General features: G+C 63.9%; 27 protein-coding genes. 8 read left to right on the plus strand and 19 right to left on the minus strand.

Annotation, left to right across the window (positions count from 1 at the left end; genetic code table 11):
• Positions 1-11: 11 nt before the first annotated feature.
• Genes ACPEH1_RS08810 through ACPEH1_RS08825 form a run of 4 tightly spaced genes read right to left on the minus strand, consistent with a single transcriptional unit; the run spans position 12 to position 2,222 of the window.
• The gene (locus ACPEH1_RS08810) at positions 12-449 is read right to left on the minus strand and encodes a TIGR01244 family sulfur transferase (RefSeq protein ID WP_026070481.1); all 438 of its coding nucleotides are present in this window, start codon (positions 447-449) and stop codon (positions 12-14) included.
• Positions 446-877 carry a YeeE/YedE family protein gene (locus ACPEH1_RS08815; RefSeq protein ID WP_017354337.1) on the minus strand — a complete coding sequence of 144 codons (432 nt, stop codon included), beginning with the start codon at positions 875-877 and terminating at the stop codon, positions 446-448. Before ACPEH1_RS08815 ends, ACPEH1_RS08810 begins: the two co-directional genes overlap by 4 nt.
• Positions 874-1,314 (minus strand): YeeE/YedE family protein, encoded by a 441-nt coding sequence (locus ACPEH1_RS08820; protein WP_287251179.1) that lies wholly within the window; start codon positions 1,312-1,314, stop codon positions 874-876. The genes ACPEH1_RS08815 and ACPEH1_RS08820 overlap by 4 nt, the downstream gene beginning before the upstream one ends.
• Positions 1,311-2,222, minus strand: a complete 912-nt coding sequence (locus ACPEH1_RS08825) for an MBL fold metallo-hydrolase (protein ID WP_017354339.1) — start codon at positions 2,220-2,222, stop codon at positions 1,311-1,313. Before ACPEH1_RS08825 ends, ACPEH1_RS08820 begins: the two co-directional genes overlap by 4 nt.
• Positions 2,223-2,430: 208 nt before the next feature.
• On the opposite strand from ACPEH1_RS08825, the gene ACPEH1_RS08830 reads away from it, so the two are divergent.
• Positions 2,431-2,730 (plus strand): ArsR/SmtB family transcription factor, encoded by a 300-nt coding sequence (locus ACPEH1_RS08830; RefSeq protein ID WP_026070483.1) that lies wholly within the window; start codon positions 2,431-2,433, stop codon positions 2,728-2,730.
• Here ACPEH1_RS08830 and ACPEH1_RS08835 read toward each other — a convergent pair.
• From ACPEH1_RS08835 to ACPEH1_RS08850, 4 genes are all read right to left on the minus strand, one after another.
• Positions 2,709-3,419, minus strand: a complete 711-nt coding sequence (locus ACPEH1_RS08835; protein WP_423715655.1) for a DUF2238 domain-containing protein — start codon at positions 3,417-3,419, stop codon at positions 2,709-2,711. The genes ACPEH1_RS08830 and ACPEH1_RS08835 overlap by 22 nt on opposite strands.
• On the minus strand, positions 3,409-4,245 hold the full coding sequence (locus ACPEH1_RS08840; protein WP_312708014.1) for a universal stress protein: 837 nt from the start codon (positions 4,243-4,245) through the stop codon (positions 3,409-3,411). Before ACPEH1_RS08840 ends, ACPEH1_RS08835 begins: the two co-directional genes overlap by 11 nt.
• Positions 4,246-4,266: 21 nt before the next feature.
• Positions 4,267-5,037 (minus strand): hypothetical protein, encoded by a 771-nt coding sequence (locus ACPEH1_RS08845; protein ID WP_423715656.1) that lies wholly within the window; start codon positions 5,035-5,037, stop codon positions 4,267-4,269.
• 73 nt (positions 5,038-5,110) lie between these two features.
• On the minus strand, positions 5,111-6,505 hold the full coding sequence (locus tag ACPEH1_RS08850) for an MgtC/SapB family protein (protein WP_423715657.1): 1,395 nt from the start codon (positions 6,503-6,505) through the stop codon (positions 5,111-5,113).
• Between the two features lie 51 nt (positions 6,506-6,556).
• Between ACPEH1_RS08850 and ACPEH1_RS08855 the strand changes: the two genes are divergently transcribed.
• From ACPEH1_RS08855 to ACPEH1_RS08865, 3 genes are all read left to right on the plus strand, one after another.
• On the plus strand, positions 6,557-7,384 hold the full coding sequence (locus ACPEH1_RS08855; protein WP_136004767.1) for a universal stress protein: 828 nt from the start codon (positions 6,557-6,559) through the stop codon (positions 7,382-7,384).
• A gap of 117 nt (positions 7,385-7,501) precedes the next feature.
• Positions 7,502-8,896 (plus strand): MBL fold metallo-hydrolase RNA specificity domain-containing protein, encoded by a 1,395-nt coding sequence (locus ACPEH1_RS08860; protein ID WP_423715658.1) that lies wholly within the window; start codon positions 7,502-7,504, stop codon positions 8,894-8,896.
• Between the two features lie 92 nt (positions 8,897-8,988).
• Positions 8,989-9,687 carry a hypothetical protein gene (locus ACPEH1_RS08865; protein WP_423715659.1) on the plus strand — a complete coding sequence of 233 codons (699 nt, stop codon included), beginning with the start codon at positions 8,989-8,991 and terminating at the stop codon, positions 9,685-9,687.
• A gap of 21 nt (positions 9,688-9,708) precedes the next feature.
• On the opposite strand, the gene ACPEH1_RS08870 is transcribed toward ACPEH1_RS08865, so the two are convergent.
• Together ACPEH1_RS08870 and ACPEH1_RS08875 are read right to left on the minus strand one after the other, a co-directional pair.
• Positions 9,709-10,212 (minus strand): N-acetyltransferase family protein, encoded by a 504-nt coding sequence (locus ACPEH1_RS08870; protein ID WP_423715660.1) that lies wholly within the window; start codon positions 10,210-10,212, stop codon positions 9,709-9,711.
• A gap of 153 nt (positions 10,213-10,365) precedes the next feature.
• Positions 10,366-11,139: an SDR family NAD(P)-dependent oxidoreductase gene (locus tag ACPEH1_RS08875; protein WP_136004969.1), complete on the minus strand. Its 774-nt coding sequence runs from the start codon at positions 11,137-11,139 to the stop codon at positions 10,366-10,368.
• A gap of 199 nt (positions 11,140-11,338) precedes the next feature.
• Between ACPEH1_RS08875 and ACPEH1_RS08880 the strand changes: the two genes are divergently transcribed.
• A complete protein-coding gene (locus ACPEH1_RS08880; RefSeq protein ID WP_423715661.1) occupies positions 11,339-12,058 on the plus strand; it encodes a helix-turn-helix domain-containing protein in 720 nt (239 codons plus the stop codon).
• 36 nt (positions 12,059-12,094) lie between these two features.
• On the opposite strand, the gene ACPEH1_RS08885 is transcribed toward ACPEH1_RS08880, so the two are convergent.
• The 9 genes from ACPEH1_RS08885 to ACPEH1_RS08925 form a co-directional block, all read right to left on the minus strand.
• A complete protein-coding gene (locus ACPEH1_RS08885) occupies positions 12,095-14,074 on the minus strand; it encodes a PAS domain S-box protein (RefSeq protein WP_423715662.1) in 1,980 nt (659 codons plus the stop codon).
• Positions 14,071-14,790 carry a winged helix-turn-helix domain-containing protein gene (locus ACPEH1_RS08890; protein ID WP_423715663.1) on the minus strand — a complete coding sequence of 240 codons (720 nt, stop codon included), beginning with the start codon at positions 14,788-14,790 and terminating at the stop codon, positions 14,071-14,073. The genes ACPEH1_RS08885 and ACPEH1_RS08890 overlap by 4 nt, the downstream gene beginning before the upstream one ends.
• 119 nt (positions 14,791-14,909) lie before the next feature.
• Positions 14,910-16,301, minus strand: a complete 1,392-nt coding sequence (locus ACPEH1_RS08895; protein WP_051008546.1) for an ATP-binding protein — start codon at positions 16,299-16,301, stop codon at positions 14,910-14,912.
• 17 nt (positions 16,302-16,318) lie between these two features.
• On the minus strand, positions 16,319-16,993 hold the full coding sequence (locus tag ACPEH1_RS08900; protein ID WP_312708017.1) for a response regulator: 675 nt from the start codon (positions 16,991-16,993) through the stop codon (positions 16,319-16,321).
• Between the two features lie 24 nt (positions 16,994-17,017).
• Positions 17,018-17,686 (minus strand): hypothetical protein, encoded by a 669-nt coding sequence (locus tag ACPEH1_RS08905; protein WP_423667174.1) that lies wholly within the window; start codon positions 17,684-17,686, stop codon positions 17,018-17,020.
• A complete protein-coding gene (locus ACPEH1_RS08910; RefSeq protein WP_153164593.1) occupies positions 17,667-18,503 on the minus strand; it encodes an SDR family oxidoreductase in 837 nt (278 codons plus the stop codon). The genes ACPEH1_RS08905 and ACPEH1_RS08910 overlap by 20 nt, the downstream gene beginning before the upstream one ends.
• Positions 18,503-19,177 carry a TenA family transcriptional regulator gene (locus tag ACPEH1_RS08915; RefSeq protein WP_017354348.1) on the minus strand — a complete coding sequence of 225 codons (675 nt, stop codon included), beginning with the start codon at positions 19,175-19,177 and terminating at the stop codon, positions 18,503-18,505. Before ACPEH1_RS08915 ends, ACPEH1_RS08910 begins: the two co-directional genes overlap by 1 nt.
• Positions 19,174-20,670, minus strand: coding sequence for an AMP-binding protein (locus tag ACPEH1_RS08920; RefSeq protein WP_423715664.1), 1,497 nt, complete (start codon positions 20,668-20,670; stop codon positions 19,174-19,176). Before ACPEH1_RS08920 ends, ACPEH1_RS08915 begins: the two co-directional genes overlap by 4 nt.
• Entirely contained in the window at positions 20,667-21,338 is a 672-nt protein-coding gene (locus ACPEH1_RS08925; RefSeq protein WP_423715665.1) for a thermostable hemolysin, read from the minus strand. The genes ACPEH1_RS08920 and ACPEH1_RS08925 overlap by 4 nt, the downstream gene beginning before the upstream one ends.
• A gap of 381 nt (positions 21,339-21,719) precedes the next feature.
• Between ACPEH1_RS08925 and ACPEH1_RS08930 the strand changes: the two genes are divergently transcribed.
• The 3 genes from ACPEH1_RS08930 to ACPEH1_RS08940 form a co-directional block, all read left to right on the plus strand.
• Positions 21,720-23,768: a TonB-dependent receptor gene (locus tag ACPEH1_RS08930; RefSeq protein ID WP_423715666.1), complete on the plus strand. Its 2,049-nt coding sequence runs from the start codon at positions 21,720-21,722 to the stop codon at positions 23,766-23,768.
• Between the two features lie 332 nt (positions 23,769-24,100).
• Positions 24,101-24,439, plus strand: a complete 339-nt coding sequence (locus ACPEH1_RS08935; protein WP_287251155.1) for an amidohydrolase family protein — start codon at positions 24,101-24,103, stop codon at positions 24,437-24,439.
• 484 nt (positions 24,440-24,923) lie between these two features.
• Positions 24,924-25,184: arsenate reductase ArsC (locus ACPEH1_RS08940; RefSeq protein WP_423715667.1), on the plus strand; the 261-nt coding region annotated here is incomplete at its 3' end.

The raw sequence follows: 25,184 nt of genomic DNA on the forward strand, positions 1-25,184 counted from the left end.
TCGGTTGGCCGTCAGGCAGGGGAGGAGGGGGCGTCCTGCAGGCGCGAAGCGAGGGAGGAGAGGTCGTAGCCAGCCTCGCCGGCAACGGACAGCACCTGTTCGGGCGTCGCTCGGCCGGTACGAACCTGGGATAGGGCCCATAGCGACGTCGAGCGGGTGCCGGTCCTGCAGTAGGCGGCGATGGGCGCAGGCAGTTGCTCCAGCAGCACGGCAAACTGCTGCACCTGTCCATCGGCAATGCTGCCAGGCACGACGGGAAGATAGGCAAAGCGCAGGCCCGCCCTGGAGCAGGCAGCCTGCAGTGCAAGGTGATCGGGCTGGTCCGGCTGCTCGCCGTCGGGTCTATTGCAGATGACACTCGAGATGCCCGCCTCTTTCAGCGCGGGGATATCTGTGGGAGCCAGCTGGTCGGTCACACGCAGGCAAGGTGAAAGCGATCGGAGATTCATGGCGAACCCTCTGTTGTGCGGAAGTGGTAGATAAGCCAGTGGAGGAGCATGCCGACGACCATTGCGGCCGCGAACACGAGCGCAAACGTTTGACCTGTCGCCAACAGTGCAACTGCAGGGCCTGGACACACGCCTGCGAGTCCCCAGCCGATACCGAACACGGCCGCGCCGATGACCAGGTGTCGATCGATCTGGCGCTGACGGGGGATGTGCAGCGCGGCAGCGAGCACAGGCGCATTGCGTGCGCGGACCCACCGATAGGCGATCGCTGACGGAATCAGGGCGCCGGCCATGACGAGGGCCAGTGACGGATCCCACTTGCCTGCGACGTCGAGGAAGGCAAGCACGCGCGCGGGATTGGCCATGTCCGAGACGACCAGACCCAACCCGAACAGGGCACCAGACAGAAATGCCGCCAACCGGATCACGCTCCGCCTCCCATGATCATGCGCGCAACCGCCACGGTGGCCATGCCCATGAGCATGAACATGCCGGTGGCGACCAGGGAGCGCGGTGACAGCCTGGCCAGGCCGCAAACGCCGTGACCACTCGTACAGCCAGATCCGAGCCGCGTCCCGAAGCCGACCAGCAACCCGGCCAGGATGAGCAGCACCGGTGGGGAGCCTGCGGGAGAGGGCAGCGAAATGGGCTTGACGGCCAGCGCCACGCCCGACGACACCAGCAGCCCCGCCAGGAAAAGAGCCGACAACGCGCGGTCGCCCCCTCGCGACAGGCCAAGGGTGTTGGCAAGCAAACCGGAAACACCGGCAATGCGACCGGTCAGCGCCAGAAACCCACCCGCTGCCGTCCCGATCATCAGGCCGCCGATGAGTGGCCAGTACCACGCCAAGGAGGGCAGGGTCATAGCAGGTCCACCGGCAGCTTCAGGTAGCGCACCCCGTTGTCATCAGGCTCGGGCAGATGGCCCGCGCGCATGTTGACCTGCACGGAAGGCAGGATCAGGCGCGGCATGGGGAGCGTCGCATCGCGGCTCTCGCGCATCTCCACGTACGTGGCCTCCGTCACGCCCTCATGCACATGGACATTTGCGGTTCGTTCCGCGCCTATGGTGGTTTCCCATGCGAAGCGATCCCGGCCCGTGGCTTTGTAATCGTGGCAGAGGAACACCCGGGTTTCATCCGGTAGAGCCAGTAGACGTTGGATCGAGCGATAGAGCTGGCGGGCCGAGCCTCCGGGGAAGTCGCAGCGGGCCGTGCCGTAGTCCGGCATGAACAGTGTGTCGCCAGCAAACACCGCATCCCCGATGACGTAGGCCATGCATGCAGGGGTGTGCCCTGGCACGTGCAACGCCGTGGCCTGCAGGTTTCCAACGGTGAACTCCGCGCCATCGGTAAACAGATGGTCGAACTGGCTTCCGTCGCGCTTGAATTCCGTACCTGCGTTGAACACCTTGCCGAAGGTGTCCTGGACGATGGTGATGTGCTCGCCAATGGCAAGCTTTCCACCGACCTGCTGCTGCAGCCAGGGTGCGGCGGAAAGATGATCGGCGTGCGCATGCGTCTCCAGCAGCCATTGCACCTGGAGGCCTTCGTCACGAATGTACTGGACCAGCGCTGCGGCCGAGCCGGTCGAGGTGCGTCCAGAGGCCATATCGAAATCAAGAACCGAGTCGATGATGGCGCACGCTGAAGAACGGGGATCACGAACCACATGACTGGCCGTGAACGTGGCGGGATCGAAGAACGTCTTGATGCAGGGGGAAGGCGTGTCGCCTTCTCGCGCCCTGCGTACGATGTCCTGAGCCCTCTCCAATGCAGAATCGATGATGACAGGCGTATTCACGGCATGCTCCCGGCGGTCGGATTGTGGATATTACTTCATAGTTATCTAAACTATGCAACTATTGGTGTATACCCGTGGTACGGTTCAGCTGCCGTGCGGATTAACGGGTACGCTCTAGCTCTCCTGTCCGGTGCCTCCGCTCTTGAACGACCGTCTTACCGCAACCAACCTGGCCGACATGAAGGAGCGGGTGCCTGACGTGGCAGAGTTGCTGCGCTTCATGGCCACGCCGTCGCGTCTGCTCTTGCTCTGCCAACTGTCTCAAGGGGAATCGACCGTGGGTGCCCTCGAGGAGGCGACCGGCATCCGACAGCCGGCCCTTTCCCAGCAGCTTGCCGAGCTGCGCCAGCGGCGTCTGGTTACGACCCGGCGAGAGTCACGTTCAGTTTTCTATCGCATCGATGACAGCCGCGTTGAGGCGATGCTGGTTGCCCTGCATGGGATCTTCTGCGTGGATCAGCCCGACGAGCGGCCATGAGCACGTCTGCCCCGCCGTACGCTGACAGCCACCACGCTGACGATCGCCCCGACTGACGCCAGCAGCACATCCTTGTGTGCATCCCATACGTCGCCCTGGATGCCGAGATACGCCATCCCAAGATCCTGGTCGACCACCAGTGCCGCGCCCCATTCGATGAGTTCATAGGCAGCGGACGTGGCGATGATGAACTCAACGGCAATCAGGTTCAGCGTCAACTCACCGGCAACCATGTGCCTCGCATAGAGCTCCTTTGCCGCAGGCACGACCAATGCGCCGTAGGCAAAGTGGACGAGCCTGTCGAAATGGTTGCGATTCCAGTGAAACACATCGGAAATTGTCCCGCCAACCAGCTTCTGCGCCCAAGCGTCATAGGGAACTTCCGCATAGGTAAAATGCGCGCCCACAGCATGAAGGCACAGAAAGATGAGAAGCAGCGCGTTGGTGCCAGGTCTGAACGGGCGCCGCCACTGCTGGACGACGAGGTAGGGAACAGCAGCGAACGCCAGTAGATTCTCCAGCAACCAATCGCGTCGATGGTACGGTTCCACGGCGGCCAGCAGCCAGCAGCCCGCATAGATCGCAAGGCACAACACTGCAAAGCGACCCGGCTCCAACAGCGTGGCACGGAACCTGCGTTCTGGCCTTGCCGGGCTGAGCGTCGCCAGTGCGGGATCGTCAGTGGGCATACAGCACCGGGATTGCCGCCCCCAGCAGCAGCGCTCTCGTCATTCCGCCGACTGCCCACTCGCGGAGGCGGGAATGACCGTAACCGCCGACCACGACCAGCGATGCCTTGACTGCGTTGGCATGGTCGACAAGGACCTCGCTGGAGCGACGGTGCTGACCAGGCAGCTTGATGGCGGATGCGGCGATGCCCCAGCGGTGGAGGTGTTCGATGAGAGAGGGCATCACAGTGTCAGCCACATCCATCTCGTCCCGGTACCTGCATATTTCCACCAGTTGCACAGACTGCACCTGCTGCAGCAACGGAATGGCAGCATGCAGGGCGCGGCACGCATTCGGGGTGTCTTTCCAGCCCACGACTGCGCACGCATTCCCACTTGGCCGCCAGTGTGGCGGAACCACCACAACAGGCCTTCCCGCGTCAAAAAGCAACGCGTTGAACAGGGCCAGACCAATCGGATCGGGCGTCGAGAAGCCTGACCAGCCGCCCAGAATGACCATGTCCGCAGAGAAGGCCAGTCGCGCGGCAAGCTCCGCGGGCGATTCCGTTACGGCTTCATGAACTTCCACAGAGATTCCGGGATGTTCTGTGATTCTGGCTCTGATCCTTGCCGCTCTCCCGGAGGCTTCCTTACGCTGCGCGTCCTGCGCCGCCAGGAACGATGGCCTGGGCGTCGGATCAGGCGTTCCTATCGCAGGTGGCGGCAGGTAGACGGTTTCAATGATGCGCACTCGCGCATCCTGCGATCTGCCGATCTCGATGGCGAAGCGTATGGCCGCGTCATCCGTTGACGAATCCGCCAGCGGCACAAGAATGTCTTTCAGCATGGTCCCGCCCTCCCTGTCGCGTCATCGTGAGAAGAACAGTGGCGTGAGGGTGTATTCGAAAAGCGCCTTGGTCGCCCCACCCAGCAGCCATTCGTGCGCGCGCGAATGTCCGTAGGCGCCGCAGACCAGCAGATCCGCCTGGCTATCGAGCGCGTGGCCCTGCAGCACGTCAGCCACGCTCCTCCCATTCGACGACAAGGAAGCGAATGTGGCCTCTCGGCCCTGTCGCACCAAGCTGTTGACGAACGCCTGAGCGTGCTCATGGACTCGATCACTTCCGTCCACGGTGGTAACCACAAGCGAACACTCGAAATCCAGTCTCAGGAAATCATGTGCCGCGCGAGCAGACTCTGGCGTTGCACTCCAGCCGATGACCGCTCGCTTGAAGATTCCGTCAAACCGGGTTCTCCCGGGCAATGCAATGATGGGGCGTCCGGATCGGCTCACCAGTGAAGAGAACTGGGCATGTTGCAGCCTGCGCTCGGCGCGGTCATGCCCGGAGCAGGCCATGATCACCTGGTCGAAACGCTGCGCAAACATCGAAATCGCGTCCACAGGACGTTCCGCGCGTCCTTCCTCAATCTGGATGTCATAAGGCACACTCCATTGCGCGACCCGGCGCGCGAGCGTGGCAACTCGAGGGGGGACCTTGACGTATGCGGTGTCAGGCAATGGAGATTCTACCGGCTGCACCAGCGTGACGTGACCGCCGCGGGCGCCGACAAGTGCTGCTGCCAGCTGCATGGCAGAGGTGTCAGCAGGCGTATTCGTCAAAGGGACAAGAACATCCATTTTGGCAGCTGGACACAGAGGCCGACGTTGGACCAGATTTTCCGCTGGTCCTGCGCGGACATATTGACATGGGTCAACTTATTGACGGCCATCCGTTACGCGCGGCGGCCACAGCGAACGTTCCGACAATCAGGCTGGTTCCAATCAACAATGGTGCGGAGAAGCGCCACCCGCCCTTTGCTGCGGCGATAACGCACTTCAGCAATGAGTTGGCCGCAAGTGCAATGGTGACCGCCTGTATCGCGGCACTGTTGCTGATCCGCTCCGCCCCCACCATCTGTGCGGCGGAGGCGGTGGCAGCATGCACGTCGGCAATGCCGGAGATACCCAGAACCCACGGCAGACTCTCGTCTCCCAGCCATTCCCGCAGCAGACCTGCTGCCAGAAGGAGAAGAACGATCAGTCCAACAAAGACCATGATCGCCAACGGTTTGAATGGCCGTCCGATTGCCAGCCCGGATACTGCTGACGTGCGCAGCAGGGCCCGCCATCCCAACGCCCATGCGGCTCCCAAGGCCACGATTGCCGAGCAGGCCAGGGGGACCATGCTGTAGGTGAGCATGGCAGGTGCGAGGGTGCCCATCACCAGGCCCAACTGCAGGATCATAGCCACGTTGGAAAGCAAGGCCGCGCCTGCGAAGGCAGGCGCCAGTTCGGGGGCCGACCGCGCTCCGTCCGCCATCGCGGCGACAGTGGCGGTGCTGGAGACAAACCCACCGGCGAAACCGGTCAAGGCCAACGCCGATCTCGGTCCCAGATGGCGCAGCGCCAGATGCGCCCCGGTGCTGACAGCCATCAACGCAACGATAAGTGTCCCGAGCCGACTCGGGTTGATTACTTCCCAGGGGTCGATGGGGCGGTCCGGAAGCAGAGGAAGGATCAGAAAGCCAGCAACCAGTACGGTTGCGACGTCCCGAAGATCTCGATTGGAGATCGTCGCACTCACCTTGCGGATCAGCCCAGGTCCCCCAACCAGTAACATCAGGATGGCGCTGCCGGCGAGGATTGCCGTTCCAGGTGACGCCATCGCAATGGCGCCCACCATGTACAGGGCAGGCAGGACCGTCAGCGTGCCGGCGGTTGCCTGGAATCGTTGCGGCCGAGGGCGGATGACCAGGCCCAGCAGCACCGCGCCAGCTACCAGCCCCGCGTCTCCCAGCAGCGCTCCCAGCCCGCCTGAGATCGCGACCAGCGCAAGCAGAACACTGGCACCGGATCGCGTGTTGGCCGCCGCCGACCTCCTGCCCGCTCGCTGCCATGCCAGTCCCGCAAGGATGCCCACGACCGAGGCGGCAATCAGTCCCGCGGCGGTGCTTGCCGGATCCTGGACGATGCTCAGCATGGTCGGGTGCCCATTGAAATCGGTCAGTGGCGATTCTGTCAGGGCATTTGCGCAGAACCCACGCTGGGGTGACTTGATCCAGATCAATGATCCAGAAGGGATTTCATTGACTTCGATCAAGTTCATTCGTCACGCAGGGCGCAAGCTGACGGCTCCTTCACCCCGGGGAGACCGAACATGTACTGCGACATTCTGCTGCCTTTCGTCTCGGGCCGCCTGCACGAGGAGGCGCTGGGTCTGGCCACGGCGCTTTCGCGTGCGCAGGGAAGCCGCCTGGTCGCACTGGCGGGAGCCAGTGTAGTTGCGCCGGTGGCGACGGGCTGGATGTACTACCCAGCCGTCTACACCGCCCTGCACGAGCCGGCCAAGGAGACGGTCAGGGGGCTCGCCACCACGCTGGAGGAGCGGCTGGCGGGCGCAGGTGTGGAGTGGACCGTGTGTGCGAACGAGAGGGTGTGGGAGGGACCGGTGGATCAGGTGTTGCCTCAGGCACGATGCGTTGACCTGACCATCCTGGGGTTGCATCGCGATGATCCTGGCATTGAAGACACGCTTGTCTCCTCGTTGCTGGTGGAATCGGGCGTGCCGCTGCTGCTCGTCCCGCCGGACGCCTGCGACGCGGTGCCGCGTCATGTTGTGATTGCGTGGAAGAACACCAAGGAAGCCATTCGCGCAGTGCATGACGCCTTGCCGTTGTTGATCGCAGCACAGCGCGTGCACCTGTTGTATATCGATTCCGATCCGGACGATCCGAGCAGGGAGGACGACGCAGGTCTGCGCCTGGTGACTCATCTACAGCGCCACGGTGTAGCAGCGTCGCCTGTTCACCGCGGCTATGAGGAAGGTGGGGCAGGGCCGGCCATACTGAACTTCCTGAAGGAGAGCGGCGCTGATTGCATTGTCGCCGGCGGCTACGGCAGATCCCGAGCCTCGGAATTCCTGTTTGGCGGCGTCACCCGCACATTGATCCGGCACAGTCCGATACCCGTACTTCTTGCCCACTGAGACCAGCGGGGAGCCTGCCATCCAACCCGTTCGCCCGTGCCGGGTAGCGGCTGCCGAGCAACTCCGGCCTGGCGCGTCGCACACCTGATGCAATGGCCTCCCAGGTGATCCATGTACATGAACGATCAACCTCACGATGCAGCCTGTTTCAGCGTCGTGTTCCTGGGCGGCACGGATACCGTCACCGGCTCACGCTATCTGGTACAGGCCGGAGACGCTCGCGTCCTGGTGGATTGCGGGCTGTTCCAGGGATACAAGCCGCTGCGACTGCGTAACTGGCTGCCGTTTCCCGTGGATCCCGCGTCCATTGATGCGGTGCTGCTCACGCACGCACACCTTGATCACAGCGGATATCTGCCACGTCTGTTCAAGCAGGGGTTCCGCGGGTGCGTGTGGTGCACACCAGCCACCCGTGATCTATGCCGGATTCTTCTTCCCGACGCCGCGCGCCTGCTGGAGGAAGAGGCGCGCCACGCGAATCAGCGCGGCAGCTCGAAACACCATCCGGCCGAGCCGCTCTACATCGAGGAGGATGCGCAACGGTGCCTGGAGCGGATGCGCGTCGTCGACGCTTCCGCCCCCTTTGAGCCGGTGCCTGGCGTAACGGCTACGTTTCGCAAGCAGGGGCACATTCTTGGCGCTGCATCCGTATCGCTGGTCCACCGGGGCAGGCGCATCACCTTCAGTGGCGATGTCGGCCGTTCAAACGATCCGGTGATGCGCCCTCCCGCCGAGCTGCCGGCCTCGGATTGGGTCGTGGTGGAATCAACATACGGTAACCGGCACCATCCGGCCGCGTCCTTGACGGACCTGCTTATCGAGCCGATCCGGCGTACCCTCGGGCGCGGCGGGGTAGTGATGATTCCGGCGTTCGCGGTGGGACGCGCCCAGCTGCTGCTGCACGTGATCGCGACCCTGCAGGCGGAGAGACGGATCCCGCGTGCCCCGACCTACCTGAACAGTCCGATGGCCAAGGACGTCACCTTGCTCTACGGGAAATACAGGGACGAACATCTGCTGGATGATGCCGCATTGAAGCGGCTGCACGCGACAACCCGGATCGTCAACAGCATCGAGGAATCCAAGGCGCTCAACCGTCGGCAGGGCCCCATGATCATCGTCGCGGGAAGCGGAATGCTGACCGGGGGGCGCATTCTTCATCATCTCATCGCCTTCGGCCCGGATCCACGCAACATGATCCTGTTGCCAGGCTTCCAGGCAGGGGGAACGCGCGGGGCAGCGCTGGTCCGCGGTGAGAGGCTGCTGCGCATCTATGGCCAGGATGTGGCGATACGTGCCGAGGTGGTGCAGGTGGAGGCAGCCTCCGCCCACGCCGACGCCGACGAGCTTCTCAACTGGCTACGCACGGCAAAGGCGACCCCGCGGCGGGTCTTCATCACTCACGGTGAGCCAGACGCCGCCGACGCGCTGCGGTTGGCCATCGAACGGCAGCTGCATTGGTCTGCCTGCATCCCCGAGTACCTGCAGCACATTGACCTCGACTCGGGGTGAGAGCGGTTCGGCATGGCCTTCAGAGGCCAAAGAGCGTTGCCACCCGGCGGCATGGGCGGCGGAAGGCACCTTCTGCAGAACAGGACACCGTCGTGACGCACCTTGTCTTCCGGGATTCTCTTGAAGCAGCGCTCGGGCTCGCGGACGCGCTGGAGGCGTACAAGCAGACCCGGGCGTCAGTACTGGCCGTTTCCTGTGCATCACTGCCGATGGGGCGGCTCATCGCCGATGCGCTTGGGGCGCAGCTGAGGCTCGCGGGCTTGCCCGCTGAGTGGGCTTCTGCGTCATGGCATGAGGTGATCCCCAGCCGCAGGGAGCGCGCGGAATCATCAATGCCGTTCGGCAGTCCGGAAGAAGCGGCCTGCGAAGCAGACCTTCAGGATGTTCAGCGAGCGATCCTCGCCCAGGCTCAAGCGCATCGCAGGCGCTGCGGAATCTGCTCATCGGCTGGACTGGCGCAGCGAACGGTCATCGTGCTCGATGACGGCTCGGCGACACCCTCCGCCATTGCGTCATCCTTGCGAATGGTTCGCGTGTATGGTCCGACGCTGTTGGTGTATGCGGCACCCGTCACCACGATGGAAACCCTGACGCAAGCATCGGTACTGGCCGATACGTGCATCTATCTGGCTGCGACAGACTCGGTCAATGCGGTCGCCGCGCACTTTCTGGACTACCCGGTAGTCACTGACAGGCAGGCGATGCGTGCGTTGTTCCCCACGCCGATGCGATGGGGGGAGGGTGACGGGACGTGCCCGGGCTGTCTTTCGGTTGGAAAAGGAATGCGGTGATCGCCTGAGCCTTCCGCGATCTCAGGTACCGGGATCGAGTGGCAGCTCATGAATGACCTGACGATGGTCTTCGGTATCGACGCGGCTGCTGAATCCCAGATGCTTGGCCAGTTCCCGCATATGTGTGTTCTGGGCGTCGTCAATCGAATACATCCGCTTGATTCCTCGCGACCTGGCAATGGCAATCAGGTGGTTCATGAGGATCACCCCCAGCCCGCGTCCCTGCCATTCGTCGGCGACCGTCACCGCGCACTCGCAGGCATCCCCGGAGGCATTGGTGCTGTAACGGCTTACTCCGATGAGCTGCTCACGCGACGCGTCGGAAATGACGGCGGCAAAGGCGACCTGGTGAGCATCGTCCAGCACCGTCAGCTGCGTCAGCAATTGTTCGCTGGGCGAGCAAATCTGGCCCAGAAACCGGAAACGGCGGGCCTGCGGGGACAAGCCTTCAATGAACGCGCGCTCGATATCCCTGTCCGCCGCCGTGATGGGTCGAATCAGTACCCTCGTACGGTCGCGCAGCACCTCTATCCAGCGTGGAAAGAGCTCGGGGGACAGGGGAGACGGGAGGTCTGGAGTGGTCATGGCAGCCAGGGCTGATGGGGACGCATGCAGGCTAGTACCCTGGCGGAACCGGCAAGTTGACGCAGATCAACGTACACGGCACTACGTGCGAGCTCAGCGCGCCGTGTAGCCGCCATCGATCACCAGGGATGACCCCGTGACGAATCTGGATTCCTCCGATGCAAGGTACACGACCCCCCAGGCAACATCGTCGGGCGTACCCACATGGCCCAACGGGTGCAGTTGATCCAGCGTGTGCCTGCCGGCCACCAGATCAGCGATACCACTGTCTTGCAAGTGGTGCTCGACAAGCGGCGTCCAGATGAAGCCTGGGTGTACCGAGTTGACCCGAATGCCGTCGCTCGCGTAGATCAATGCGTCGGTCTTGGACATCAGCGTGACCGCGCCCTTGGATGCGTGGTAGGCGGGAAGGTCCGCTGCGCCCACCAAACCATAGATTGAAGACAGATTGATGATGCTGCCGGTACGATGTCTGCGCATGTGGGGCAGGGCATGCTTGGTACAGAAGAAGACGCCTTTGACATTCACGGCCTGGACCTGGTCCCAATCGGCCTCACTGAGCTCGTGGGTCGGGCGGTTGGCGCCTGCAATTCCGGCATTGTTGACCATGACATCCAGACGCCCGAACCGATCCACGACGGCGTCGATGGCATCCTGCACACTGGTTTCGCTCCGAACGTCGACGTGCCAGTAGATCGCGGCAGAACCGGCGCCAGCCAGCTGATTGACCAATGCGTTGCCTTCTCCGTCATGTATGTCGAACAGGGCCACCGCGGCGCCTTCTTCGGCCATGCGAACTGCGCAGGCGCGGCCAATACCCACAGACGCACCGGTGATTATGCACACCTTTCCTTTCAATCGATTCATCTCAAGCGTCCTCCTCAGGTCGGACGTATGCACGGCATCGCCGGGGCGCATGTCCATTTGGCGGCGCACCGGGAGAGGGCGTGTTGACCTGCATCAAGAAACGCGGTTCTTTACATATCGTTACAAAACGACCATCCACCGCCATCCGTCAGCCTCCGGCCGCGCCTAGATTGGGTGTGGGTCAAGTGGAGGATTGGATATGTGGGACACTGCCAGTCACGTCATGCTCGACACAGCGGGTGTGGCACCCTTTCTCGGCGTTCAAGGCGACGTCGTGGGCGGTAGTGGCGGGAGCTGGGAGCGCCTGCTGCAGGGCACGCCCCTTGTCAAACGCCGCGTTCGCAGGAAGCAGCACGTCATCCGCGCAGGCCAGCCATTTCGCGGACTGTTCCTGGTGCAGTCGGGCGTCTTCAAAAGTGCTCTGATCAGTGAGGATGGCCGAGAACGTGTGACGGCGTTCCCGATGCGCGGCGAGCTCCTTGGGCAGGAAGCACTGGACCTGGCTGTCTACCCATGCCACGTGACAGCGCTGGACGACGGTGAGGTCTGGGAGCTGCAGCCGTTCCTTCTGCGTCAGTGCATTCCCGGATTCCAAGAGCGCTTGAGCGGGATGCTCGCCTCGGAGATAAGACGTGACTGGCAATGGATGCTGGCGCTCGGCAGCCTGAATGCCGAGCAGCGGGTGACATCGTTCCTGCTTGATTACTCCACGCGACTGGCCGAGCGCGGCTTCAGCGCGACACAGATGCTGCTTTGCATGACGCGTGCCGACATCGGCAGTTTCCTTGCCATGCAGATCGAGACCGTTGTCCGCACGTTGCACAGGTTGCAGGATCAAGGGCTGATCGAGATCAGTCGTTCCCATATCCGCATCGTCGATCTACCGAGCCTTCGCGCCCAGTCAAAAACACAGAACTGACGTCCTGCTGTGCCGATGTCGCATGCGGAACCGCCGTCAAGCGATCAGTTGCTGGACCGCTAGCAAGAGATCCTCGCGCCGATACGGCTTGCGTAGCAAGGTGCCGCAGTGCCCGGTGTCGGCATTGATCTCGGGCGCGTCGTCATGGCCCGTGGTCAGGAGTACCGCCAGGCCCGGCAGCTGCCCGCGCAAGGCAGAGGCCAGCGCATGGCCGTTCGTCGCGCCTCCGAGCATGACGTCACTGAAGACCAGGGCTGTTTCCGGGTGCTTCCGTGCGATCGCAAGTGCCTCGGCCGCGTCAGATGCTTCCAACGTGACGTAACCGGCAGCCTGGAGAAACGAGACGGCAATCCGTCGCACGCCCGGATCGTCTTCCACCACCAGGATGGTCTGCCGCGCGCCCTCCACCCGATGTCGCGGGGGCAGCGACCGCTCTGGCTGGGACGTGGCAACCGGGAGGTACATGCTTACCGTTGTGCCTCGACCGTGGACGGTGTCGATGTGCAACATGCCTCGACTCTGCCTCGTGAAGCCATACACCATGCTGAGGCCAAGTCCGTTCCCTTGACCCATCGACTTGGTGGTGAAGAAGGGTTCAACCGCGCGCCGAGCGGTACTGGCGGACATGCCCATGCCGTGGTCTGTGATGCTGATGACAATGTAGTGCCCGGCCTGCAGCTCCTCCATCTCCTGCGGACTGACCCACTGCTCCTCAACCGAGAGCAGTATCTCGCCGTTTCCCGGAAGGGCATCGCGCGCATTCAAGACCACGTTGACCAATGCTGTCTCAAGCTGGCAGGGATCAACATGCGCAGGTGGGAGGCCGCGGTGGCATTCAATCGTCAGTGAGAATGACTCACCCAAGGTTCGTTGCAGCATGGTGCCGAGATCATGAACCAGCTGGTGAAGCTTGACCGATTGGGGTGCCAGAGGTTGGCGTCTTGCAAAGGCAAGCAGCTTGGACGTGAGAGATGCTCCGCGCGCCACGGAGTGGAGGGCGCCTGCGATAAGATCGCGCGCACCCTCGTGAGCGGCATACTCGTCATCAAGAAGCTGTAGGCTGCCGGAGATGATGGTCAACAGGTTGTTGAAATCGTGCGCGATGCCGCCGGTCAACTGACCGAGTGCGTCCAGGCGTTGCGCATGGGCGAGTTGCTCCGCCGTTCTGCGGCGCTGCATTATCGCCGCGACAAGGACTGCGACGCCCTGAATCAGATGAAGGATGTCATGCTGGATCGGTCGCGCATCTGCGGAAAGCACCATCAGAATCCCTGTCGGGTGGTCGCGGTCACGGAGCAGCGTTGCCGCACCACACGCAAACCCATCACCTGCTTCGGCCAGCAGCTCCAACTGCCCATCATCCAGAATGGTGGCACGGTCCGCTGGAAGCGATGCTTGGAGCAGGTCCCAGCGCGACGACAGTATGTGGCGAAGGGCCTCACCATTGATCTGTCCGGCAACGCGCACATCGATCGCATGACCATCCGACTCAGGAAAGGCCAACGCAACTGCGTCGGCCTTGAGCTCATCGATAAGCATGCCAGGCAATGCGCGAACGAGCTGTTGCTCGCTACCCGCGTCCAAGGCCATCTGTCCCAGCCGTGCAATGAAGGCATCATAGCTGGCCCGCACCAAGGCTTGCCGAACGCGTTGACTCTCAGAGATATCGCGCACCGAGGCGAGGAAGTGTCGTCCGTGTGCAGTCTCGATCGGACTCAACGCGATTTCCACCGGAAACTGCTGACCGTTCGCCTTCTGGCCGACCAGCACCTGGTCGGATTGGCCCATCGGTCGGACGCGCGGGGAAGCCATGTAACCCAGGCGATGCTGAAGATGCCGCCCTCGCGCGTCGGTCGGCATCAGGGCCTCTACAGCGAGTCCAATCAGCCCGTCGTTGCCATAACCGAAAAGACGCTCTGCGTTGCCATTGGCGCGGCTGATACGCCCCTCTGCATCCACCAGCAGCAGCGCGTCAGGAACGATATCAAACAACTGCGGGAGCATCAGTCCGGTCACATCGACACGCTGGCAGCCAACCGATAGCCGACCCCTCGAGTCGCCTGGATCAGCTGAGGCTGCGACGGATCACGCTCAAGCTTGCGCCTCAGCCTGCCGATGTGGACGTCGATAGCACGATCGAACGGGCCCGCGTCGCGTCCGTGTAGCGCGTTCATCAGCTGATCTCTGCTCTGTACCTTGCCGGCGGCTTGAACCAGCGCGTAAAGCAGATCGAACTCAGCCGACGTCAAGCGGATCGCATCGCCGTCACGATCAAATACAACCCGCGCAGACGCGTCGAGGAGCAACCCGTCAAAGCGCAACACATGTCCGGCTGGGACCAGAGGGCGCTGTGCCCGCCGCAGCACCGAATGTATGCGGGCCAGCAGCTCGCGGTAGTCGAACGGCTTGGCGACATAGTCATCGGCACCGAGCTCAAGGCCCACGACTCTATCCACCGAGTCGCCTCGGCCGGTCACCACGATGACGGGAATCTGGGAGGACTGACGTCGCAGCATCGTCAACCCATCCCCATCGGGCAGGCCGAGGTCGAGCAGGATCAGATCCACCACCTCGCGGGACAGGCATTGCTCCGCCGCCGCAACGCCCGCGGCCATGTGGCACTCAATGCCGTGATTCTGCAGGAAGCGGGCCGTGAGGCCGGCAACGGCAGCATCGTCTTCGACCAGGAGGATGCGTGGCCGGGCGATCAGGGGTCGTTCGAGCACTGCCATCGACGCGCCCTTCAAGCTTGGTTTCAATGATCATACCCTCGGCTGACGGCGGCACACGGCACGCCCCTCATTCATCTTTGCGAAGACTCAAGGGTAGTCCGGCACGGTTGAAACACCCCTCATGACGTGTCCCGGGCGTGTGGCGAGGCGCTGGCATGCAGTCTCACGGTCACCTTCAACCCGTTGAGGCATTGCGACGTGCCAAGGCTGATCTCCCCGCCATGCGCGTCCAATGTCTCCTGGACGATGGACAGGCCCAATCCGCTGCCCTCCGCGCCGCTTCCGATCACCCGGTAGAAGCGGTCGAAGACGCGGTCCTGCAGATCGTTGGGAATGCCAGGTCCAGAGTCTTCCACCGTGAGTACGCAGTGTTCCCCCGTCTGTTCGGTGGACACCACCACGACGCCATGCTCGGGTGTGTAGCGGATGGCGTTCTCCACGAGGTTGCGAACCAGCAAGCCCAGCGAGAACTCGTCACCGAAGACGTTGGCGTTGTCGAGAACGAGATTCATGACCTGACGCTTGGACGCGGCCAAGCCCCGGAGCTCTTCAACCTCGCTGCTCACCAGGGCGTCCAGACTCAGCTTGCGAAACGCGTCCTTGCCGATACCGCGCTCGGTCCGGCTCAGCGACAGCAGTTGCGATACCAGTCGTTCGACACGCTCTACTCCTCGCGCAAGCAACCGCTGTGACTCCTGGCGCTCTTCATCCAGCGTGGCGAGGCGTGCATTGTCTGCGTGAACCTTGACCGCACTGATGGGCGTGCGCAGCTCATGCGCAGCGTCTGCGATGAAGCGGCGCTCGCGCGCCAACGCGAGATCGAGTCGCTGCAGCAGCTCGTTGACCGCGCGAACCAGGCCGTGGACCTCCTCCGGGAGCTGGGTGTCATCCAAGGGCGTCATGCGGTCGGGATCGCGCTCACCGATGTCCGTGGAGACTTTCCGCAACGAGCGCGTCGCCCAGGCGACCGTCAGCCAGATCACCACGGCCATCACCGGAAGCGCAAACAACAGCGGCAGCAGCGTGCCGATGGCAATGTCCTCGGCCAGTTCCTGGCGGATGTCCGAACGCTCGGCGGACTGAAACCATCGACCCTGTGGCGAGCGCAGCGTGAACGTGCGCCACTGCGCCCCGTCAATATCGACATCCGCGTAGCCCGGCGACAGGCTCGCCATTGGGGCAGTGGGCGCACTGTCCGATCGAAGGAGCAGGCGACCCTCCGGCGTCCATATCTGAAAAGCCAGCTTGTTCTCGTAGGCATGCCCGTCTTTGAAGGCCAGTGCCTCGCCCACGCCCTCGGCGCGCCCGTGCCAACCGCGCAGGACGATGGGGTCGCCAGGGAACGCGCTCAGATCGCTGAGCGGCTCGTCCACCAGGCTCAACAGCACCCGTGAGGACTGCACCAGCCGGGCGTCGAACATCTCCCCGGCCTCCTGCAACCCGGCCCGGTAGCTCAGGCCGGCCGCCAGCAGCATGAGCAGGGAGAGCACGCCCAGCAACACGACCAGCAGGCGGCGACGGATGGACGTCATGCAGCCGCATCCGAGGGGTCACCCAAGGCGTAGCCGATTCCCCGCACGGTGCGGATGATGCCGGGATCCAGTTTCCTGCGCAGTTGGTGGACATGCACATCGACGGCATTGCTCGCCACGTCCTCATCCCAGCCATACAGGTGCTGCTGGATGGTCTCGCGCCCAAGCGGCCTGCCGTGTTGTTCCATGAGCAATCTCAACAGAGCGAACTCCCTGCGGGTCAGGTCCAGCGCGTGCCCCTTCCAGACAGCGGTCAGGCGGGCCGGGTCCAGGCACAGCGCACCTGCCTCCAGAGTCGGTGCTGCACGCCCCACGCTGCGGCGGAGCAGGGCGCGGACGCGGGCAAGCAGTTCGGGGGTGTCAAACGGCTTGCCCAGATAGTCGTCCGCACCCACGTCCAGCCCCAGGGTGCGGTCAGCCGCCCGCTCGCGGGCGCTGAGGACCAGGATGGGGACGTTGCCGCCCGCTGCGCGCACCTTCCGGATGACCTCGATCCCGTCCAGCCGTGGCAAGCCCAGGTCGAGGATGACCAGGTCGATGTCGCCGCCGCCGATGGCGGTAAGCGCGGCGGCACCATCCTGCACCCAGTCCACGGCATAGGCAGCGCGGCGCAGAGCAGTCCGGATGCCTTCACCCAGTGATGCGTCGTCTTCGGCGAGCAGAATGCGCATGCAGGCAGTCTCGTCGTCCCGGATTCACTTGGCAAGGTGGGCCCGGACCTCCTTGAGTTTGGCGGACGCTTCGGCCCGGCGTCCGGCATCGGCGATGTCACGGCCGGGGCGGGCAGGTGCAGCAAGCGCCTTCTCGAAGGCTGCCTGGGCGCCGTGCCAGTCCTTCTGGTCGCGCAGGAAGTCGCCGTAGAAGTAGTTGGCATCGATGCCGGTCGGGTCGACGACCAACCCCTTCTTCAGCATGGCCGCCGCGGTTTCGTCATTGCCGAACCCCAGTGGCCACCCGGGAACCTGGTAGTAGAGGGCGCCCAGGCTGGTATAGGCCGCCCCCTGCAGTGCGTTGGGGTCCATCTTCAGGGCAGCCTCGAAGTCCGCGCGTGCCTGCTTGACCAGACTGAGCGCCCCCATGCCCCCCTTCTCGCCGGCGAGACTGGAAAGGACGATACCTTCCCAGATCAGTGCGCTGGCATTCCGTGGCTCGGTCTGCCGGGTCTTCGCCGCCTGACTGGCCAGCGCCTCGAACGCGGCCTGTCGTTGCGGCTTGCTGGTCTGGTAGTTGATCTGGGCCCAGCGGTCCCGCAACTGGGCAACCGTCATGGGCGTTCCTTGCTCGGCGGCACAGGCAATGCCGACCAACATGACCAACGCGCTGATGAGCAGGATGAACATGGCTTTACCGTGACGTTGCTTCATGGGAGGAGTCCTCGTGGATGGGCTGCGCCTGCGAGGCGTGGCGCCTGATGATGGGAAGCTGGGCGCGCAGGCTGCGGTCGACCAGCGCGGGGAACATGCCGTTGATGCGGGCGAAGAGCTTTTCCGGCCATCCGAGCTGGCGGCGCCGATCGCCTTGGCCGATGGCGTGGACAAGCGCACGGGCCACCGCCTCCGGAGCATCGCTGCCCACCTTGAGCTCTGCGTTGAGCGCATCGACGGCAGGCGTATTGAAGGCGGTGCGCGTGGCGCGCGGAGAGAGATACTGGAAGCTCAGGCCGGTGCCGTCGTGTTCACGGGCAAGCGCCTCCATGAGGCCGCGAAGGCCGAATTTGCTGGCGCTGTAGGTGGCAAATCCGGCGAAGCCGATGCTGCCGAAGGTGGAGCCGATGGCCACGACGCTGGCCTGCTCGTGGCGGCGCAGTACGGGAAGAAGGGCGTGGATCAGCAGGGCGGAGCCGACCAGGTTGGTCTGCAACAGATGTTCCAGCGCATCGGGATGCTGGTCTTCGAACAGCCCGAACGCGCTCTGGGCGTGGCCGAGCACCAGGACGGACGGGGGCGCATCGGCCTGTCGGATCGCAGCAAGCAGGTGCGAACGGCCCAGTGACGTGGACAGGTCGGCGACCACGGTGTGCACGCGCCCCATCGGCAGCCCTGCGGCAAGGGCGGTGAGGCGACTGCGGCTGCGCCCGACGGCCAGGATCGAGGCACCCGCGTGGACCAGCGCGTGACACAGCGCCACGCCGATGCCGCCGCTGGCGCCGGTGACGATGACGGTCCTGCCGGCAAGGTTCATCACGCGGCCTCCGCCCAGCGCACGCCGTTCGGGCGAAGCGTGCGGAAGATGTCCCCGTACAGCACGTAGAAGCGCCGGGCGGCGTGGATGACGGCCTGTTGATCAGACGGATCGTCCAGTCGGTCCATCAGCCCTTCGAAGAAACCGACATGCTCGATGTCCAGATCGCCGTGGGACAGCAGGTAGCTGAAGGCGTTGCGCGGCAGGTCGAGCGAGGACTGGATCGTGTTGGCTGCGCGGGTTGCCAGCGCCACACTGGTTCCCTCCAGCACCAGGACCATGCCGAAGAAGCCGACCGGGTTGCCGCGGTGGATGGTGTCGTACGCATAGCTGACCATCAGTTCGGTCGCCAGTGAGGGACGGCTGGCGGCGGCTTCGGCGCGGTCGGCACCGCAGGCCGCCAGGTCGTCCAGCACCCACTCCTGGTGGCCCATCTCTTCTTCGATGTACTCACCAATGGCCGTGCGCAGCCATTCCAGCCGGGCCGGCAGGCGCGCCCCGCAGGCCATCAGCAACGGGACGGTGTGCCGCACGTGGTGGTAAGCCTGTCCGAGAAAAGCGACGTAATCTTCGCGGGCGATCTGCCCCCCCAGCGCGGACTGGATGATAGGCACGGAGATCAGGGTGGCCCGTTCCTGCTGGGTCTGGGCGAGCAGTTCGGAATGGAAACTCATGCGGATACTCCCGTGGAAGGAACGGCGGCGGGACGGCGATAGCTCGCATCGACCTCGGCCTGGAAATGGGACAGGATGGCGTCGCGGCGTGGGCGTCCGTTGGGGGTAAGCAGCCCGGCGCTGGCAGAGAACGGCGCCGGTGCCCGCACGATGCGCGAGACGCGTGCGTAGTCAGGCAGACCTGCGTTGACCTGGGCCACGGCGCGGGCGAGGGCGGCATCGTCAAGGTCGGCGCGACGCGGCACCAGCACGGCGACGTTGTCGGCCTGTGCTTCGCCCCAAACCACCGCCTGGGCCAGGTCCGGATGGGAGAGCAGCTCGCTCTCCACCCATTCGGGTGAGACATTGCGGCCAAACGCGGTAATGAAGACATTCTTGCGGCGGCCCGTGACGTGGACGAATCCGTCAGCGTCCACGTGGCCAAGATCACCTGTACGGATCGGCCCGTCCGGGAGCGGTTCCGACCCCAGGTAGCCCAGCGCACGTGCCCCCTCGACCTGGAGTTCACCGTCGACAACGGCGACGCGGGCGTGTGGCATCGCTTTGCCGACACTGCCGTCCCGGCTGGCGTCGGGTCGGTTGAGGCAGACCACCGAGGCACACTCGGTCAGCCCGTAGCCTTCAAACACCGGCAGACCGAGCGCCCGTGCGCGTGCCAGCAGTCCCGGCCCCACGCGCCCACCCCCGACGGCGATATAGCGCAGCGAGGCGGGCAGGGGAGCACCACTTTCGGCGGCCATCACCACCGCAAGCAACAGCTGGGGCACCAGGATGACGCTCTCCGGCTGGTAGCGGTGCAGACACCGCAGCAGCGTCGGTACATCCAGGCCCGAGGCGCCGGTGTAGCCGATCTCCGCCAGCGACGGGAGCGCGATCTGCGCGTCCGACAGCAGCGTTGCATACAGCCCGGCAACGTTCTCCAGCAGCGTGGAGAGCGGCATCAGGCAGAGGTGGCGGCGCGGTGCAATCGACGACGAGGCCTGCACCAGTGAACTGGCGACTGTAAGCAGCGTGTCGCCTGACAGGCACACGCCCTTGGGGCGGCCGGTCGTGCCGGAGGTGTAGGTCACGCATGCCGTGCCGGCGGGAAGGCCGACCGGAGCCGCCGCCTCAGTCCGCCACTGGGCGAGCATCCCGCCATCCAAGGTCCCCAGTGCGCCCATGCTGCCGGGTGGCGCTGGCGCACCGCCGGCGGTGACAACACAGTGGGCACTGCTGGACGCCAGCGCATGAGCAATCTGCTCAGGAGAGAAAAACGTGGGCAACGGCACATGCACGCCGCCGAGCTCGCGCACGGCAAGATCCAGAACCAGCCAGTGAATGCCGTTGTCCAGCCGGCTTGCGACGCGGTCGATGCCCTGCAGGTCCAGTCGATCAGCCAATCGCACTGCGCGCTGCCGGATCTGCTCATCTCCAACCTCCGCACCGGAGATGAGCACGCGCGCCTTGCGTCCGCCGAGACCGGCGATCAGGGGAGAGGTCGGCGCGGTCATTGCGCACCCACCATGACCTGCAGAGACGGATCCGAATCCGTCCTGGGGCGTGCATCCTGTTTCAGTGCTTGATGCAGGAACGCGCGTCCGGCAGCGACATTCCCGCAGACCACCTTCGGCCGGGCCTGGTAGTAGCTGCCCCACTGGGATGCATCGCCGGTGAGTCGCCCCGGGCTTGCTTCGCCAAGGTCTACCGTGACCAGATGCAGCCGGTCGAGGGTGTTCCGCAGCTGTTGGGTGGCCGCGAACAGCACCCAGCGCACGCGTGCGGCATGCAGCATGTCGGTCAAACGGACAATCAGCTCACGCGCTACGCCGGGGGTGGTGGCGGCAAAGTTGCCGATCTCGGCGATGCGGTCGCGACCCACGCAGGCGATTTCCCGGTGGGACAGCAGTGCCTGTGCCGGCTCATCGAGATACTGCTCGACGAACAAGGGACCCTCGCTGCCAACACGCATGCCGACGGCTGCCACCAGCTGCCCCTGTCCATCCCGGAACGCAAGCAGATGGGGCAGGAACGCGTGCAGCGTGGCACCGTAGCGTTCGCGGTACACATCGGCGATGAACTGCTCCACCTCGTGGCGGCGCGGGTCCTGCGGGCCCACCATCTGCGACTGCGGCAGGATCGACGGGAACGTGACAGCGAGGGAAGTGGGGATCCAGGACATGGCGAGCATGCTGGCCGGCCCGGATTAAGGCTGAATTAGGGCGTAGTTAAGCAGCCATTAGCATTCTGGAATGCTTTCGTTGTCGGGAGCACCTGCATCAAGCGTGGTAAGCGCACGCGCAGGACGCTGGTGCGGTAGGCGATGGAGTGCATGCAGCGGGGACAGGTAGAACCCGTTGCGGTCGTACTGGCGCGTTCCAGCGCACCGCTTCAGGAAGCACAGCGGGGAGGGCGACGGTCCGCCGTCGAACGGGCGGAAGTCAGGCGTGCCCGAACGGCGTCTGGTCGGCATCCGGCCTTGACGCAAATGTTATATCATCACATTTGCGTCGTCAGCCGACAGGCGGCGGTAGGCCCCGTTCAATCTCCTCATCGAATACCCATGAAAATCCATATCCTGGTGGTCGCCGTTGCCGCCGCCTGCCTGTCCATGCAGGCCAACGCCCAATCGGTCGACTCCGCCCTGACCTTGGGCAAGGTCGATGTCCACTCGCATTCCGAAGGCCAGCTCACGGCGCACCAGGTCCTGACCTCGGTCGATGTACTGGGTGCCGACCAGATTGAAGACAAGAACGTGTCGCAGAGCTGGGAACTGCTCGGTCAGATGCCCGGCATCCAGCTCACCGAAACCCGCCAGGGCGCCGAGTCCGGCAAGGTCAGCTTCCGTGCCTTCAACGGCGAGGGCTACCTCAATGCGATCAAGACGTTGATCGACGGCGTGCCCAGCAACGTCAACAGCGGCAACCAGCGTTTCATCGACATGCTGTTCCCACTGGAAATCAGCTACATCGAAGTCGTGCGCGGCACCAACGATCCGCGCTACGGCCTGCACAACATCGGTGGCAATGTGAACTTCGGCACCCGCCAGGGCGGCACCTACACCGACGCGCGCCTGGGCTACGGCAGCTACAACACGCGCAGTGCCCAGCTGGCGGTCGGGCGCGAAAGCGATGGAGTCGCCCGGAACTATTTCCTGGGCTACCAGGACGCCGACGGCTACCGCGACAATGATGCATCGAAGAAGTACAGCATCGGCGGCAAGTGGTTCTACGGCAATCTGGAAGACGATGGACTGCGTGCAGGCCTGACCGCGCGCGCGTATCACAACGAAGCCGACGAGCCGGGCTTCATGACGGCAGAGGAACTGCGCACCCACCGCCGCGGATCGGACCTGCGAAACCGCAACGATGGCGACGACCGTGACATGCGCCAGGTCGCCGCCCATGTCGACCTGAAGCTGGCCGATGATCTGTACTTCGGCACCAGGCTCTACTACAACAGCTACGAAGACGATCGCCGCATCACCTTCAGTGACCTGCCCACCGGCAATGCGCCGCGCCAGCGCCGCATCTGGGATGAAAGCCAGTTCGGCATGCTCAACACCCTGACCTGGAATGCGAGCAGCGTGCTGACCCTGGAAGGTGGGTTCAATTACGAGCAGCAGGACAACCGTTACCAGCGCATGCGATTCAGCTACGCCGAGCCGACCGACTTCTGGGCCACGCCGGCACGCATCCAGAATGACGAACGACACAGCTTCGACAACTGGGGCGCATACGTGCAAGCCATTTACCAACCGATCCAGGCGTTGAAGATCGTTCCCGCGTACCGTGTTGACCGCTACAGCGGCCGCACGCGCCTGGTGGATGGCACGACCGGCAGGCTGCAGCGCTACGGCAACATCAACCAGCCCAAGTTGAGCGTGGTCTATGCGCTGACCCCCAGCGCCAATATCTACGCCAACTGGGGGCGCACAGCGCAGGTGCTGACCGGCGGCACGGCCCCGGCTTACCTGACCCCGGGCCAGGCGGCGATGAGCCCTTCCACCAACACCGGCATGGAACTGGGAATGAAGTTCAGCCCGTTCCGCGGTGCGCAGGCACGCGTGGCGGTCTGGCAGCAGGATGCGGAAAACGAAATCTCCAACATGCCGGCCACCGGGACCACCGTGCAGCTGGGCAAGACCCGCCGGCATGGCGTGGATGCGCAGATTTCCGCACCGCTGGGGGAGCGCTGGACCGTGTGGGCGTCCCATGCGTACCAGGAGGCCAGGATCGAACGCGACGGCCGGGCAGGGGTGGAATCGCTGGAAGGCAATGAAGTGGCTGCCGTGCCGCGCCACATCAGCAACGTGGGTGTTGATTTCCGTGCCACCGACGCCCTGAAGTTCGGGCTGCAGGGCCGCGCGCAGGGTGACTACTACCTGGAAGAGCGCAATGTGGCCGGCAAGTACGGCAACTTCGCCGTGCTGGATCTCAGTGCCGGTTATCAGATCAATCCAACCTGGAGCGTCGATCTGCAGGTGAAGAATGCCACCGGCCGTGAGTATGCCTACGTATGGTATGACAGCTTCTTCCAGAGCCAGACACAACCCATGTTCTCGCCTTCGGCTGGTCGGCAGGCGTATATCGGGCTGACTATGAAGCTGTGAAGGACGGGGGGCGCAGCTACGCACCACTGGCGTCACCAGGATGGAAGCCTCTGGGAAGGCGCTGCGCCGGCGCCTGGTCGACACCGGGCATCACGTCGTGGCAATCAGAAGTAGTTACCGCAGGTAGGGTGCGCCCGCCCGTTTGCAAGGCCCCCGACATAGACACATGATTGCCGCGGCAAGTGATGTCCTTCCGGTCGGCACCGTCAGAAGGCAGAGCCAGCTCGGCGATCGCCTGCCGTCTACATCCGACAGTACTCCATAAGCCTGCGCAGGAGAGTGAGGATGAAAGAGCGGATACGGAAGCTGCAGCCCTCGACCAGACTCCACCGATGGGCCACGTCGACAACGAAGCCGCTGCAGACGCCATTTTCGAGGGCGGACCCATCCTGACGATGGCGGGGGACCAACCGGCTTATGCCGAGGCGCTGGCTGTCAAGGACGGCAGGATCGTCTTCGTCGGCACCAAGGCGGGCGCGATGAAACACAAGGGCCCTGCCACGCGTTCTGTCGACCTGTCCGGGAAAACCCTGATGCCCGGCTTCATCGACGGCCATGCCCATCTCCTCCAGTTTGGCTCCCAGGCCGTTGGAGCCACGCTACCGGCATTGATCAGCTGGACAAGTTCTACAGCAAGCGCTACAGGGACCACTACCGCTTGGGCGGTTTGAAAATCACACTCGATGGCTCGCCACAGGGACGCACAGCCTGGCGCACTGCGCCTTATCTGATTCCGCCGGATGGGCAGAACCCCGGATACAAAGGCTACCCGGCCATTCCCGATACCCGTCAGGTACAGAATGATCTGCCGGCCTCCCTCTGCTGCAACCGTCCAAGCCAGCCCCGGCTCGGCACACGCGCAGGCCACGAGCGCGGAGACCAAGCAGGCAGGGCGATTAGGGATGTTTATCGGGGGTAGGCGGAGGTTCGCTTCTGGCCTTGGATTCAACCGGTAGACGCAATTCAATCGGCCCACTCGTGGGTGGCATGTTCGGATCGTGATGAAGAGGCCGGAGCACGGCGCAACCGTGAAGGCGTTCGGGCTCAATAATGCCAGCGGGTACAGTAGAGTGCCCTCTTTCCATCCCGGCAGTCATTAAACTGACATATGGCCAGGTAATACTTCGATTATTCTAGATAAATGGTTGCGATGGTATGCGTACCCTGAATGTTCTGTTCCTCTGCACAGGCAACTCGGCGCGCAGCATTCTTGCCGAAGCACTGGCCAACCATTTAGGACGCGAACGTATCCGCGCTTACAGTGCCGGCAGTCATCCCAAGGGCGTAGTTCATCCAGTGGCCCTGCAGGTGCTCTCGGAGATTGGCTTCGACGTTGCCGGGCTGTCGAGCAAGCCGTGGGAGGCATTCGCAGGTCCGGAAGCACCGCAGATGGATCTCATCGTGACCGTGTGCGAT

Origin of the sequence: Stenotrophomonas sp. NPDC077421, from assembly GCF_049545505.1 — a bacterium.
In the GTDB taxonomy this organism is placed as follows: domain Bacteria; phylum Pseudomonadota; class Gammaproteobacteria; order Xanthomonadales; family Xanthomonadaceae; genus Stenotrophomonas; species Stenotrophomonas nematodicola.

Coding starts and splice junctions, on each gene's coding strand:
- ACPEH1_RS08820 (WP_287251179.1), bottom strand. CDS start 1,314: ATGACCCTGCCCTCCTTGGCGTGGTACTGGCCACTCATCGGCGGCCTG.
- ACPEH1_RS08935 (WP_287251155.1), top strand. CDS start 24,101: ATGGGCCACGTCGACAACGAAGCCGCTGCAGACGCCATTTTCGAGGGC.
- ACPEH1_RS08855 (WP_136004767.1), top strand. CDS start 6,557: ATGTACTGCGACATTCTGCTGCCTTTCGTCTCGGGCCGCCTGCACGAG.
- ACPEH1_RS08850 (WP_423715657.1), bottom strand. CDS start 6,505: ATGAACTTGATCGAAGTCAATGAAATCCCTTCTGGATCATTGATCTGG.
- ACPEH1_RS08840 (WP_312708014.1), bottom strand. CDS start 4,245: ATGCTGAAAGACATTCTTGTGCCGCTGGCGGATTCGTCAACGGATGAC.
- ACPEH1_RS08915 (WP_017354348.1), bottom strand. CDS start 19,177: ATGAGTTTCCATTCCGAACTGCTCGCCCAGACCCAGCAGGAACGGGCC.
- ACPEH1_RS08930 (WP_423715666.1), top strand. CDS start 21,720: ATGAAAATCCATATCCTGGTGGTCGCCGTTGCCGCCGCCTGCCTGTCC.
- ACPEH1_RS08905 (WP_423667174.1), bottom strand. CDS start 17,686: ATGAAGCAACGTCACGGTAAAGCCATGTTCATCCTGCTCATCAGCGCG.
- ACPEH1_RS08875 (WP_136004969.1), bottom strand. CDS start 11,139: ATGAATCGATTGAAAGGAAAGGTGTGCATAATCACCGGTGCGTCTGTG.
- ACPEH1_RS08900 (WP_312708017.1), bottom strand. CDS start 16,993: ATGCGCATTCTGCTCGCCGAAGACGACGCATCACTGGGTGAAGGCATC.
- ACPEH1_RS08860 (WP_423715658.1), top strand. CDS start 7,502: ATGAACGATCAACCTCACGATGCAGCCTGTTTCAGCGTCGTGTTCCTG.
- ACPEH1_RS08810 (WP_026070481.1), bottom strand. CDS start 449: ATGAATCTCCGATCGCTTTCACCTTGCCTGCGTGTGACCGACCAGCTG.
- ACPEH1_RS08920 (WP_423715664.1), bottom strand. CDS start 20,670: ATGACCGCGCCGACCTCTCCCCTGATCGCCGGTCTCGGCGGACGCAAG.
- ACPEH1_RS08910 (WP_153164593.1), bottom strand. CDS start 18,503: ATGAACCTTGCCGGCAGGACCGTCATCGTCACCGGCGCCAGCGGCGGC.
- ACPEH1_RS08890 (WP_423715663.1), bottom strand. CDS start 14,790: ATGGCAGTGCTCGAACGACCCCTGATCGCCCGGCCACGCATCCTCCTG.
- ACPEH1_RS08830 (WP_026070483.1), top strand. CDS start 2,431: ATGAAGGAGCGGGTGCCTGACGTGGCAGAGTTGCTGCGCTTCATGGCC.
- ACPEH1_RS08845 (WP_423715656.1), bottom strand. CDS start 5,037: ATGGATGTTCTTGTCCCTTTGACGAATACGCCTGCTGACACCTCTGCC.
- ACPEH1_RS08880 (WP_423715661.1), top strand. CDS start 11,339: ATGTGGGACACTGCCAGTCACGTCATGCTCGACACAGCGGGTGTGGCA.
- ACPEH1_RS08835 (WP_423715655.1), bottom strand. CDS start 3,419: ATGCCCACTGACGATCCCGCACTGGCGACGCTCAGCCCGGCAAGGCCA.
- ACPEH1_RS08925 (WP_423715665.1), bottom strand. CDS start 21,338: ATGTCCTGGATCCCCACTTCCCTCGCTGTCACGTTCCCGTCGATCCTG.